Consider the following 13,194-nt stretch of genomic DNA (forward strand, 5'->3'; position numbering starts at 1 on the left):
AACACATAAACATATCTTTATATGTTTCGCGTGTAGGAGGCGCGTCCATGAGCGCTTCGTTCGATGCAACGGTTGAGATTCTCAAGGCTTTGGGCGAGCCGACACGGCTTCGGCTGGTCATGCTCCTGTCCGGCCATGACCTCACCGTGTCCGACCTGACCTCGATTCTCGGCCAATCTCAGCCGCGCATCTCGCGCCATCTGAAGCTTCTGGTGGAATCAGGTGTCGTGCTTCGCCATCAGGAAGGCGCCTGGGCCTATTTCCGCCGTAGCGACGATCCGCTCGTGGCAACGCTCACCGACGCGCTGCTTGCGGGCGTCACGGACGAAGACGGGCGGCTTGCCGGCGATCGCGAGAAGCTGGAGGACGTCAGGCGAGAGCGTGCCGAGCGCGCGGCGCTCTACTTCAGCCGCAACGCCGAACAATGGGACCGCATCCGCTCGCTGCATGTTCCCGACGCCGAGGTCGAGGCCGCTTTGCTGTCGAGCCTCGGCGAAGAGAGCGTCGAGGCGATGCTGGATGTCGGCACGGGCACGGGGCGGCTGCTCGAACTTCTGGCGCCGCGCTCGGAGCGCGCGCTGGGCATCGACGCCTCGCGTGAGATGCTGTCGATCGCCCGCGCCAAGCTCGACGCGTCGGGCCTCAGCCGCGCCACGGTGCGGCAGGGCGACGCCTATCGCCTGCCGGTACCGCGCGGCAGTTTCGCGCTCGTCACCCTGCATCAGGTGCTTCACTATCTCGATGATCCCGCCGCGGCCGTGCGCGAGGCGGCGGGGGCGCTCGGCCCCGGCGGGCGGCTCGCCATCGTGGATTTCGCCCCGCATCGGCTGGAGGAACTGCGCGCCGAGCACGCGCATCTGCGCCTCGGCTTCAGCGAGGAGGCGCTTGGCGCCTATGTCCAGGCCGCCGGCCTCTGCGTCGAATCCATCCGCGCGCTGCCTCTGCAAGGCCGGCGGGCGGATGCGCTGACCGTTCTCATTCTCGTCGCCCGACGCCCGCGCGCGACCCCCTTTCTCGACCCGGCGCCGCGCCCGGTCGAAGCCGCTTGAAGGAAAGAGCCATGATCCAGCGTCGTTCGCAACGCGCGCCCTTCCGTGTGTCGTTCGAGTTCTTTCCGCCCAAGACGGAAGCGATGGAGACCGGCCTTTGGACCTCGATCCAGCGCCTTGCGCCGCTCTCGCCCGATTTCGTGTCCGTCACCTATGGCGCGGGCGGGTCGACTCGCGAGCGCACGCATCACACGGTGAAGCGTCTCTTGGCCGAGACGGACCTCAAGCCGGCGGCGCATCTCACCTGCGTCGATGCCACGCGCGAGGAGGTGGACGAAGTCGTGCGCCAGTATCGCGAGACCGGCGTGAAGCACTTCGTCGCGCTGCGCGGTGACGGGAAGGCGGGAGCGGGGGGTGCCTACGAATCCCATCCCGGTGGCTATCGCAACGCCGTGGATCTCGCCGCCGGCATCAAGGCCATCGACCCCGAGATCGAAATCTCCGTTTCGGCCTATCCCGAGAAGCACCCGGAAAGTTCGGACTTCGCCACCGACATCGACCTGCTGAAGCGCAAGGTCGACAATGGCGCGACGCGCGCGATCACCCAGTTCTTCTTCGACAATGATGTGTTCGAGCGTTATGTCGAGCGCGTTCGCCGGGCGGGCATTTACATCCCGATCGTGCCCGGCATCGTGCCGATCCACGATTTCACCAAGGTCGCCCGCTTCTCGGCGGCCACCGGCGCTTCCATTCCGCTCTGGCTGGCGGAGCGCTTCGAGGGGCTGGAGAAGGACGCCCATACCCACAGCCATGTGGCGGCGGCGGTCTGTGCCGAGCAGGTGCTGGATCTCGCCGAGCGCGGGATCGAGGATTTCCACTTCTATACGATGAACCGCGCCGACCTCGTTTATTCCATCTGTCACATTCTCGGCCTGCGTCCGAAGAACGCGGGCGGTGGGGACGATAAGGTCACCGAAGTCGAACAGGCCGCCTGACACGAAAAAGGGCCGGAATGACCGGCCCTTTTCCCGTTATGGGTCTGACGCCTGTTTCGCTCGGCGAAATCAGGAAATAAAGCCCACCACCATGGCGCCGACAAAGGCGAAGGCGGCGGTTGCCATCAGCAGATTGAGAGAGCGCACCCGTTCCAAAACGATCTCCTCCTCACCGGATATGTCCAGTCTTCATGATCCGTTTAACATCGTAAAGGCGGATTCGTTTCTCGCAGGCGTCACGAAATCCGTCGGATCGGGAAAAGCCAACGCATCCCGAGACTTGCGATAGTTAAAATTTGATAAAAACCTGGGGAGGAGATGGGGCACCGGATCGCTCAGTCTCTCAGACATGCCTCCAGAAGCGCGGCACCGGCCAGCGCGCGGGCGTCCTGCCCGAAGCGGGCGACGACGGAGAGGCCGAGCGGCAGCCCGCTCGAAGTCAGGCCGGCCGGCACGTTGACGCAAGGCGTGCCCGCCAGGGTCCAGAGCCGGTTGAAGGCGGGATCGCCCATCCCATCCTCGATACGCGGCGCCGGGCCGGGCGCGGAGGGCGCCAGCACGATATCGCACGTATCGAACAGCTTCGTCGTCTCGCGTCGTCCCGCTCGCGCGGCACGGCGAGCCAGGTCGTATTCGGCTGGCGGAATGGCGGCGCCCTCGTCCAGAATGGCGCGTAGGCCAGGGTTCATCTTGTCGCCGTTGTGATGCCGCTCGTGCAAGAGCGACACCGCGCCCTCATAGAGCTGGATGCGCTCCTGCGCCTGCCGCGCGGCCGCCAGCGTGTCCGGCTCCGCGATGTCGATGAGGGTGCAGCCGCTTTTCTCCAGCGCTCGCGCCGCCCGGTCCCAGGCGGGTTGCATGTCTGGATGGAGCATCCCGTCGATCCGCGAGCGGTAGAGGCCGACGCGCAGGACGGGCGTCTGCTCGCTCACCCGCATCGGGCGACTCGACAGGATCTCGGCCAGAAGCGCCACGTCGTGGATACCGGCAGCGAAAAGGCCTGCGGTGTCGAGCGACCAGGAAAAGCATTTCAGGCCCACCGTCGGCAGAAGGCGAAAGCTCGGCTTGAACCCGGCGACGCCGCAGAAGGCCGCTGGGCGGATCACCGAACCCGCCGTCTGCGAGCCCAGAGCCGCCGGCACCAGCCCCGCCGCCACCGCCGCCGCCGAACCCGCGGAGGATGCGCCGGGCGTGTGGGCGAGGTCGTGCGGATTGCGCGTCGGAACGGGGCTGGCAAAAGCATATTCCGTGGTCACGGTCTTGCCTATGATCGCCGCGCCGAGCCCTCGCGCCTGTGCCACGAGGGCCGCGTCGCTGGGCGGTCGGTGGTTCGCATGGATGGGGGAGCCGTAGTCCGTGACCATGTCGAACGTGTCGAACATGTCCTTCACGCCGAGCGCGACGCCCGCGAGCGGGCCTGACGGGCTGGCGCGAGAAAGCGACTCGGGCTCGGCCAGCCGACTGAAACTTCCGATCGCCTCATCGGCGGCAAGGATGCGCTCCCGCGCTTGTTCGATCTCCCGCGCCGGGGTCGAGCGACCCGACGCGATGCGCTCAGTCAAGGCTTCGAGCGAGATGAGGGGGAAGCCGGGCATGGGCGCGCCTTGGTGGGGGTCGTTCCATCTTGTGGCAGATGCTTCACAAGCCTGCCATCCGTTTGAGCTCATATCGCCGAACGGCTTTCGCCGGAATGGCTGGAGGTCTATGTCCAGCCCATAAGCGCCACGAAGGAGACGATTGTTGCAGAAGTTCGAAACGGCCCGCGACGCGGCCCTCTCGCTCCGCCCGGACGTTCCGGTCTACTGCTTCCGCCCCGACGTGCTGCGCGCCGACGCGCAGAGCTTCATGGCGTCTTTTCCCGGCGAGACCGCCTATGCCGTGAAGACCAACGGTGAGCCCATGGTGCTGGAGACGCTGGCCAAGGCCGGCGTGAAGGTCTTCGACGTCGCCTCGCCCGGCGAGTTCGCGGCCGTGCGCGCCGTCGCCCCGGATGCCGAGATGCTCTACATGCATCCGATCAAGGCGCAGTCCGACATTCGCCTGGCGCTCGAAACCTACGGCATCCGCACGCTCTCGCTCGACCACGAGGACGAGGTCGCCAAGATCCTGCGCATCGTGCGTGCGCTCGATCTCGATCCCGCAACGCTCACCATCTTCGTCCGGCTCCAGACCAAGGGCCATGCGATGTACGAGCTGTCCAAGAAGTTCGGCGCCGCGCCGGCCCATGCGGTGGAACTTCTCCAGCGCTGCCATCGCATCGGCTTCAAGGTCGGCCTCTGCTTCCATGTCGGCTCGCAGATCGAGGACCCCGACACCTATGAGCGCGCGCTCGCCTCGGCCGACTGGGTGCGCAACCGCGCCGACGTGCCCTTGGCGGGCCTGGATGTCGGCGGCGGCTTTCCCGCCGAGTACGGGCATGATCCGCGCCGCAAGAAGCCGACCATTCCCTCCATGGACGAGATCATGGCGCGGCTGCGCGGCGATATAAAGGAATGGGGCTTTTCCGACATGCCGCTGGTCGCCGAGCCCGGCCGCGTCGTCGTCGCACGCGCTTTCTCGCTGATCGTGCGCGTGCTCCTTCGCAAGGGGCGGCGGCTTTATATCAACGATGGGATCTGGGCTTCGCTGTCGGATTCATGGACGGGCAAGATCACGCTGCCGGCGCGCTTCATCCCTGATCCCGCGCGCATCTCGCGCAAGGGCGACCCGAAGAGTCTAAGCGCCTTCCGCGTCTGCGGCGCGACCTGCGATTCCGTCGATATTCTGTCGCGGCCCTTCTGGCTGCCGGAAACGGTTGATACGGGCGACTGGATCGAGATCGGCCATATCGGCGCCTACTCGCTGTCGCTGCGCACCCGCTTCAATGGCTTCTATCCCGACACGTTCGTGGAAGTCGCCCAGCCCTTCGACGAGGGCGGGGCGGCCGAAGGCTTCGCGAGCCTGGAGACAATGGCGGACTGAACCCGTCAGTGCCTGCGCGGCGTGACGTCCTTCAGGATGTCGCGCCGGTCCATCTCGAAATGATCCAGGATCAGCTGGATGTTTCGCTTGTGCGCCTTGAAGTAGACATCGAACAGGTCGCCCGCCAGCGGCACCGCGCCGAACGCGGCGTCCACGCCGAGATTGGCGATCATGCGGGCCAGCTTGCGCTTCGGCACGCCCATTCGCCGCGCCTCGTTGACGATGTAGAGCCCGATCAATGCGCCGCCCGCATCGCCGATGCCGGGCACGAGGCCGATCAGCGCGTCGGCGCCGAAGCGGATGTCGGTTCCGGGAACGCGAATGGCGGTGTCCATCAACCGGGCCAGCGTGTTCAGCCGGGCGAGGCGACGGGTCAGGTCCGGCGTCATCGTCTCGGCCTCGAAACCGGCGGCGTAAGCGGTGGCGATCATCGTCGTGGATCTCCTGAAGGCTGCCGATCGCAGCCTTTCCCTCTGAAAATGGTGAGCCGGCCTGCCTTCTGCGAGGGGCTCGTGCGCCGATCGCCATTCCCGACGCCGGTTGCCGGCCTATGTCCCGCTTCACGAAACCGTAGGCGGCAACCGGGAGACTTGTGATGGAATGGCGCGGGCGTCGCGAAAGCAGCAATATCGAGGACCAGCGTGGCAGCGGGGGCGGGGGTCTCGGCAGCGGGGGAATGCGCATTCCGATCCGCGCCGGGGGCGGCGGGATCGGTCTCATCATCCTGCTCGGCATTCTGTGGATCGGCTTCGGCATCAATCCGATGTCGGTGATCGGCATGGATGACGGCACGCAGACCACCCAGACCACGCGAAGTAGCGGCCAGGGCGTCAACGGCACGACCGACGAGACGGACGACTTCATCGCCGTGGTTCTCGGCGACACCGAGGATGTCTGGAACCGCCGCTTCCAGAGCATGGGCCAGCAATATCGCGAGCCCAAGCTGGTACTCTTCACCGACCGCGTCTCGTCGGCCTGCGGCAATGCCAGCTCGGCGTCCGGCCCGTTCTACTGCCCGAACGACCAGAAGCTCTATCTCGACACGAGTTTCTTCCGGCAGCTCGACAGCCAGCTCGGCGCGTCCGGCGACTTCGCCCAGGCCTATGTCATCGCGCACGAGGTCGGCCACCACGTGCAGAACATGACCGGCATTCTCCAGCGTACCACGGACATGCGCCAGCGCATGTCGGAGACCGACAGCAACGCCGTGTCGGTCCGGGTCGAGCTGCAGGCCGACTGTTATGCCGGCATCTGGGCGCACGACACCCAGCAGGCCGGCCTCCTGGAAACGGGCGACATGGAAGAAGCGCTGAACGCCGCCAGCAAGATCGGCGACGACACGTTGCAGCGTCGATCGCAGGGAACGGTGGTCCCCGACAGCTTCACCCACGGCACTTCGGCGCAGCGCGTCGAATGGTTCAAGCGCGGCGCCACAACGGGCGACATGGCGCAGTGCGACACGCTGAAGGGGCAGCTTTGATCCGAGGCTGAGCGCAATCGGCTTGCAATCGAAGGATCGGCATGGTGAGACGCGGCGAAGAGCGATCCAGCCGCGAAGCGAACCATGCCCGATCTTCTTCTTGAACTCCGCTCCGAGGAAATTCCCGCCCGCATGCAGCGCAAGGCGGCGGGAGATTTGCGCAAGGCGGTGACGGACGCGCTGGTGGAAGCGGGCCTGACCTACGAGGGCGCGCGGGAATACTGGACGCCGCGCCGCCTGACGCTCGACATTCGTGGCCTCGACGCACGCTCCAAAGATGTCCACGAGGAGCGCAAGGGACCGCGTACCGACGCGCCGGAAAAGGCCATCGAAGGCTTCCTGCGCTCGGCCGGCCTCGAGTCGATCGCGCAGGCGCACAAGCATTCCGATGGAAAGAAGGGCGAGTTCTACGTCGCCCATCTCCTCAAGCCCGGCCGCGCGGCGGAAGAGATCGTCGCCGAGATCATGCCCGGCATCATCCGCGAGTTCCCTTGGCCGAAGTCGATGCGCTGGGGCGCTGCCTCGCGCGAGCCGGGCTCGCTGCGCTGGGTCCGCCCGCTCCAGTCCATCCTTTGCCTGTTCGGCCCCGAGAACGGCGAGACCGTCGTGGTGGATTTCGAAGTCTCGGGCATTCGCTCGGGCAACGTGACCGTCGGCCATCGCTTCCATGCGCCGGGCGAAATCCGCGTGCGCCGCTTCGACGATTACATCCATAGCCTGGAGCGCGCCCGCGTCGTTCTCGACGCCGAGCGCCGCAAGGACATCATCCGCGCCGACGCTCAGAATCTGGCCTTCGCTCAGGGGCTCGAGGTGGTCGAGGACGAGGGGCTTCTGGAGGAGGTCTCGGGCCTCGTGGAATGGCCGGTCGTGCTCATGGGCACGTTCGAGGAGGACTTCCTCGCCATTCCGCCGGAGATGATCCAGCTCACCATCCGCACCAACCAGAAATGCTTCGTCACGCGCCGGCGCGGCGCAGGCGCGCTCGCCAACCGCTTTCTGCTCGTGTCCAATATCGAGGCAGTGGACGGCGGCGCCGAGATCGCGCGCGGCAACGGCAAGGTCGTGCGCGCCCGCCTGTCGGACGCGCTGTATTTCTGGCGCACCGACCAGAACGCCTTGCCCGATCTCGCCGCTTTGGAAGCCTCGGCCGCCCGCTTCGGGCTGGACCTTGCCAAGCCGCTGGACCAGCGCATGGCGAAGCTCGACGCGCTGGGCGTGACCTTCCACGCCAAGCTCGGCACGCAAGGCGAGCGCGTAGCCCGCATCGCCGATCTGGCAGCGGCCATCGCGCCGCTGGTCGGCGCCGATCCGACGCTGGCGCGACGCGCCGCGACGCTCGCCAAGGCGGACCTCACCACGGAAGCCGTGGGTGAGTTTCCCGAGCTTCAGGGCCTGATGGGCCGCAAATATGCGCGTCTGCAGAACGAGCACGCCTCGGTGCAGACCGCGATCGAAGATCACTACAAGCCGCAGGGACCGGGCGACCGCGTGCCGCAGGACAAGATCGCCATCGCCGTGGCGCTGGCCGACAAGCTGGACACGCTGGTCGGCTTCTGGGCGATCGATGAGAAGCCGACAGGCTCCAAGGACCCCTACGCCCTGCGTCGCGCGGCGCTCGGCGTCATCCGCATCATCCTGGAAAACGAGCTGCGCCCGCATCTCGGCCGTCTCATCACGTCCGGCGATCTCCTGGCCTTCTTCCATGACCGCTTGAAGGTGCAGCTGCGCGAGTCCGGCGCCCGGCACGATTGGGTCGATGCGGTTCTGGCCGGCGGCACGGACGGGGCGTCGAAGGACGATCTGCTCGATATTGCCCGCCGCGTCACCGAGCTCGGCCGCCTCCTGGAGACCGAGGACGGGCGCAACCTTCTGGCCGCCTATCGCCGCGCTGCCAACATTCTCGCCGCCGAGGAGAAGAAGGGCACGCGCATCGCCGAGAGCGTCGACCTCGCCCTGCTGCGGGAAGAGGAAGAGCGTGTTCTGGCCGGGGCGGTGGACCGCGCCGAACTGGAACTGGACGAGGCGCTGGCGGTCGAGAACTACGCCCATGCCGCGACGGCGCTCGGGCGTCTTCGCATTCCCGCCGACGCCTTCTTCGAGAAGGTTCTCGTGAATGTGGAGGATGAGGCTATCCGGGCCAACCGCTTGGCATTGCTCGCCCGCATTCGCGCCGCCACGCAGCGCGTCGCCGACTTCTCGAAGATCGCGGGCTGATCTTGGCCGCATGGAGCGACCGCCGCCGGATCGGCGAGATCCAGTGGTTGCGGGCCGTCGCCGCCCTCATGGTGGTGGCCGCCCATATCAAGATCGCTCTCGACCTTCGCTACTACGGGCTGAGCTTCGAGCAGTCGCCGCTCAGCCCCTTTCCTTTCGTCGCCGGGGTGGACGTGTTCTTCGTCATCTCCGGCTTCGTGATGGCGCATTCCTCGCAGAGCCTACATGGGCAGTCGGGGGCGTGGCGGACCTTTCTCCTGCGCCGTCTCGCCCGCGTCGCGCCGCTCTACTGGCTGATGACGGTTCTCCTGATCGTGCTTCTCATCGTCGCACGCGTGCCCGTCTGGGCGGAGACGACCCCGACGCAGATCGTGGCCTCCTTCCTGTTCTTTCCCGCTGCCAACCCGGACGGCGTGCCCCTGCCGCTGCTCGATATCGGTTGGAGCCTCAATTACGAGATGCTCTTCTATGCCGTCTTCGCTCTCTTCGTGGGGTGGCGACAGCGCATCGCCTTGGGCGCGACGTTTGCCGTTCTCATCATCGGGGTTGTCGCCGGCCGCTGGCTGACGCCGTCCAGCCTGGCGCTGCGCTTCTGGAGCGACCCGATCGTTCTCGAATTTCTGCTCGGGATCGCGATCTATCTCGTCGTCTCGCGCGGCTTTCGCCTGCCGGACGCCTTGCGCTGGCTGGTCGGCGGGGCGGGGCTTCTCCTGTTCTTCGCCTTCCCGCAGATCGACTTCACCTGGCGCTTCCTTCAATGGGGCATTCCGTCCGGACTGATGGTGTTGGCAGCCGTCTCCGGGCGCCGCGAGACGCGCTCAAGCGTCGCGGAATGGGCGGGGAATACGTCTTACGCCATCTATCTCTCGCATTTCTTCGTGATCCGAGCGCTGCTCTTCGGGCTCGAACATCTCGGCATTCGCGCGCCCGCCGTCTGGCTGGTCGGTTTTCCGATCGGCGTCGTGCTCGGTACGTTGATCGCGGCCAGCGTCCTCCATTACGGCTTCGAGCGCCCGGTTCTGCGCTGGATTCGGCGCCATCTCGACCGGGACGTGCTGCAGGGCGTCGGCGCGCCGAGCGGCCCCTGAAATCGCTTTTCGCTCGCGGCGTCAGGCTCGAGCAAGGCGCGAATCGTTTCCTAAAGACGGCCTGACGACGTGCCCGCCATGGGCCGGCCCAGGCGTTTCGCGGCGATGAGGCCGCGCGGCGTCAATGGGGTCCTCGCGCATGGTGGTTTCGCCTGTGGGGCGCCTTGAGGCCTCTTCCGGTGCCCGGCTCGCCGCCGCCGGCAGGTTGGATCAAGCTAAGTCATGAGAAAGCCTAGTTTTCTCATTTTATGACCGGCAATCACCAAGACGGAATTCCACGACCTCCGGCAGGCCGGACAGGCTGTGGACAACATCTCCGATTGGCGAAGGGGATGCCCCTTCAGGACTCGAGGGACAGGCGGCGCGCATACGGGGCGCCGCTTCACGGACATTGCATCGCCACCGCCGGTCCTTCGGGCCTTGCGCGGCGACGACGAGGGGACGAACCCGAATGCCTGACTTGAGCGCCGCTCGCGCGGCTGCCCTGCGCTGCTTGTGTGCGATTGCCGCCAGCGCGATCCTCTTCGGCGCGCTGCCCGCGAGCGCCGATTGGAACAAGCCTTGGAAGGACACGGACCGCGCTCTGGTGATCGACGCCTACGAGTTCAATCCGATCAACTGGAAGTCGCTGACCTCGGACAAGCGCGTCGCCGGTTTCATCAGCAAGGCCTCCGACGGGCTGCCGCCGGAATGGTCCTGCGCGAAGCTGTCGGGCGATCTCCTGAACCTGTGCAAGAACCGCTGGTGGAAATATTCCGTCACGCAGGAGCTTTACCTGACGCGCCGCGAGATGGCGAAGACGCTGGGTCTGAAATGGGGCGCCTATCATCTCGGCCGCCCCGGCAACCCGCGCGAGCAGGCCGATCATTTCGTCGACTTCGCCCAGCCCGAGGCGGACGACCTGATCGCCCTCGACATCGAGGACAACACATCGGACTGGATGTCGCTGGCCGATGCCGAGACCTTTGCCCGGCAGATCAAGATCCGCCTTGGCCGCTATCCCGTCCTCTACACCAACGGCAACACGGCCGACTACATCGCCCGGAACCAGGCGCAATATCCGCTCCTGTCGCGGCTGCAGCTTTGGTACGCCCGCTATCGCGACGACATCACCGGCGTCTTCCCGACAGGGAATTGGGACAATTATGCCCTCTGGCAGTTCTCCTCCATGCACAATTGCAGTGCCCGGTCCTGCCCCTACCGGGTGCCCGGCGCCAAAAACGACATCGATGTGAACGTCTCGCCCCTGACGGTCGCCGAACTGCGCGATGCCTGGCCCTTCAACGGCCTTGTCGGCGCGGACCCGGAAGCGACGCCTGACGCCGGCGCCCTGATCGCCTCGGTCTCCGACCAGTCCAAGCAGGCGATCGCCGACGCGGCGGTGACGGAGGTCGCCGAGGCGGAGCAGGCGCAGATCGTGCCCGGCACGCTGGCCGCCGCCTATGGCCCGAGCGGCGGGCGTCAACCGATCGACCCCTTGAAGCTTCTCACCGAAGCCGCTCGCCAGGAGCATGCTGGTAAGCCGGCTTCGCCCGTTCTTTCGGCGCTGACCGATACCCCGAAGGTCAACCCCGTGATCCCCGGCGACGCGGCGGCAAAAGCCGCGCTGCAGGCGCCGGAGGCGGCGAGCGTCATCGACGCCGTGAAGCAGCTAAAACAGGAAATGCAGGCGGTGCGCGAGATCCTGCGCGACACCGAGGCCGCCAGCCCGCCGCCCGAGCGGCGCAGCGAGGTGCGGGAGCATTTGAAATCCCGCATCGCGGAGCTGATGAAAAAGGCGGAGGCGACGATGACGCGCGTTCCCGCCGCTTCGGACGGAGGGAAGCAACCTGACGAGCGGGCGGATGCTGCGTCCTCGCGCGATCGCTGGACGTCCCTGGCCAGTCTGGCGACGGCCGATCTTCGTGTCGTGAAAGCGTTCGACGCCACGCGTTGACGCTGGGCGTTTGCCCTTCCGTCCTCTCGCTCGCGCGTCGCTGTTCGGGGGCCCTGCGTGTCCAGGCGGCCCTTTCCCGTTTCCCCATTTCACCACGTAAAGTTTATTCCAGGCTTGCGTCGCTCTCGCCGGAACGATCGAGCCTCGACCCTGTTCACTGCCCATTCGAAGCCCGGACGGGCTGGTGTAAAGGGTGAGTAATATGGGTAGAGCGTTGGGTTGGGTTCTCGGTCTCGTCGTCATCGTCGGTGTCGCTTGGTTTGCATACAACATGGTGAGCGTGCGCCAGACGCAGCAGGCAGTCCTGCCGAATGTCACGGTGACGGGCGGGCAGCTGCCCAAGGCCGATGTGGATGTCGGCAGCGTGTCGGTTGGCAGCGAAACGCGCACCGTGGAAGTGCCGACGTTGAACGTCACCCCGCCGGCTCAGAACGGCGCGACGTCGAACTGATTTCTCTGCAACGCGATATCAAGCGACGGCGCTCCTCTCGGGGCGCCGTCGTTTTTTCTTTTCGTGCCGCGCGCCGCGTCGTAGGTGTCACTCATGCGGGATACGAAACGGATCGATCTGAGGGACGATGGCGCGGGCGCGGCGGTGCTGATGTGCCTGCGCGAAGGCGGCCTTGCCGCCGTGCCGACTGAGACGGTCTACGGGCTTGCCGCCGACGCCGCCAACGGGCTGGCCGTTGCGGCGATTTTCGAAGCCAAGGGACGACCGCACTTCAACCCACTGATCTGCCATGTCAGCGATCTCGCCATGGCCGAGCGATACGCCCGGTTCGACCCGGTGTCTCGCCGTCTGGCCGACCGGTTCTGGCCGGGGCCGCTGACTCTGGTGCTCCCCGTCCTGCCGGGAGCCGAGCTGCATCCCCTGGTGCTGGGCGGCCTGGATACGGTGGCGCTGCGTCTGCCCCAAGGTCCGCTGCGCTCGGTGATCGCCTCGCTTGGCCGCCCGCTCGCCGCGCCAAGCGCCAACCGATCTGGACGCGTCAGCCCGACCACGGCCGAGCATGTCCTGCGCACCCTGCGCGGGCGGATCGATCTTGTGGCGGATGGCGGCGCGACGGAGCAGGGGCTGGAATCCACGATCGTCCGTGTTCTTGGCGATGAAATTCTGCTGCTGCGCCCCGGCACGTTGACGGCCGAGCGCATTGCCGAGGAAGCGGGGCTGCCCGTTCGGCGGCGGGCAGAGGGGGATGCGATCACCGCTCCCGGCCAGCTTCTGTCGCATTACGCGCCCGCCGGCCGCGTGCGTCTCGACGCCGCCGCGCCCGAGCCCGGTGAGCACTGGATCGGCTTCGGGCCGGAGCCGGTGCGCGGCCTGCAAAAGGCCGGCGGCACGTTCAATCTCAGCCCTGACGGCGATCTGCGCGAGGCCGCAAGCCGGCTCTTCGCCGCGCTCTCGGCCTTCGACGCGCCGGAGATCGAGCGGATCGCCGTTGCGCCCATTCCGCGCGAAGGGCTGGGCGAAGCGATCAACGACCGTTTGCGCCGCGCCGCCGCTGACCGATGATGTCAGCCCCTTGATCTC

The 13,194-nt window shown here is 66.6% G+C and carries 11 protein-coding genes; 9 read left to right on the top strand and 2 right to left on the bottom strand.

Translation table 11 applies throughout. The features are described from left to right. Nucleotides 1-47 precede the first annotated feature (47 nt). Nucleotides 48-1,049 (top strand): ArsR/SmtB family transcription factor, encoded by a 1,002-nt coding sequence (locus tag M673_RS09240; protein WP_061975565.1) that lies wholly within the window; start codon nucleotides 48-50, stop codon nucleotides 1,047-1,049. Between the two features lie 11 nt (nucleotides 1,050-1,060). Continuing rightward, entirely contained in the window at nucleotides 1,061-1,984 is a 924-nt protein-coding gene (gene metF, locus M673_RS09245) for a methylenetetrahydrofolate reductase [NAD(P)H] (RefSeq protein ID WP_061975567.1), read from the top strand. A gap of 335 nt (nucleotides 1,985-2,319) precedes the next feature. Here metF and M673_RS09250 read toward each other — a convergent pair whose 3' ends face one another. Further along, nucleotides 2,320-3,579, bottom strand: coding sequence for an amidase (locus M673_RS09250; protein WP_061975569.1), 1,260 nt, complete (start codon nucleotides 3,577-3,579; stop codon nucleotides 2,320-2,322). 145 nt (nucleotides 3,580-3,724) lie between these two features. On the opposite strand from M673_RS09250, the gene M673_RS09255 reads away from it, so the two are divergent. Then, nucleotides 3,725-4,945, top strand: coding sequence for an alanine racemase (locus M673_RS09255; protein WP_061977762.1), 1,221 nt, complete (start codon nucleotides 3,725-3,727; stop codon nucleotides 4,943-4,945). 5 nt (nucleotides 4,946-4,950) lie between these two features. Here M673_RS09255 and M673_RS09260 read toward each other — a convergent pair whose 3' ends face one another. Continuing rightward, a complete protein-coding gene (locus M673_RS09260) occupies nucleotides 4,951-5,376 on the bottom strand; it encodes a DUF4112 domain-containing protein (RefSeq protein WP_061975571.1) in 426 nt (141 codons plus the stop codon). 164 nt (nucleotides 5,377-5,540) lie between these two features. On the opposite strand from M673_RS09260, the gene ypfJ reads away from it, so the two are divergent. From ypfJ to M673_RS09290, 6 genes are all read left to right on the top strand, one after another. Further along, nucleotides 5,541-6,425 carry a KPN_02809 family neutral zinc metallopeptidase gene (ypfJ, locus tag M673_RS09265; protein ID WP_061975572.1) on the top strand — a complete coding sequence of 295 codons (885 nt, stop codon included), beginning with the start codon at nucleotides 5,541-5,543 and terminating at the stop codon, nucleotides 6,423-6,425. Nucleotides 6,426-6,509: 84 nt separating this feature from the next. Then, entirely contained in the window at nucleotides 6,510-8,639 is a 2,130-nt protein-coding gene (gene glyS, locus M673_RS09270) for a glycine--tRNA ligase subunit beta (RefSeq protein WP_061975574.1), read from the top strand. A gap of 2 nt (nucleotides 8,640-8,641) precedes the next feature. Continuing rightward, nucleotides 8,642-9,727: an acyltransferase family protein gene (locus tag M673_RS09275; protein WP_061975576.1), complete on the top strand. Its 1,086-nt coding sequence runs from the start codon at nucleotides 8,642-8,644 to the stop codon at nucleotides 9,725-9,727. Nucleotides 9,728-10,178: 451 nt separating this feature from the next. Further along, complete coding sequence (locus M673_RS09280) at nucleotides 10,179-11,663, top strand: glycoside hydrolase family 25 protein (RefSeq protein ID WP_061975578.1); 1,485 nt, start codon at nucleotides 10,179-10,181, stop codon at nucleotides 11,661-11,663. Nucleotides 11,664-11,865: 202 nt separating this feature from the next. Further along, nucleotides 11,866-12,114: a hypothetical protein gene (locus M673_RS09285; protein ID WP_061975580.1), complete on the top strand. Its 249-nt coding sequence runs from the start codon at nucleotides 11,866-11,868 to the stop codon at nucleotides 12,112-12,114. 93 nt (nucleotides 12,115-12,207) lie between these two features. After that, a complete protein-coding gene (locus M673_RS09290; RefSeq protein WP_061975582.1) occupies nucleotides 12,208-13,176 on the top strand; it encodes an L-threonylcarbamoyladenylate synthase in 969 nt (322 codons plus the stop codon). The last annotated feature ends 18 nt before the right edge of the window (nucleotides 13,177-13,194 follow it).

Origin of the sequence: Aureimonas sp. AU20, assembly GCF_001442755.1 — a bacterium.
GTDB lineage: Bacteria > Pseudomonadota > Alphaproteobacteria > Rhizobiales > Rhizobiaceae > Aureimonas.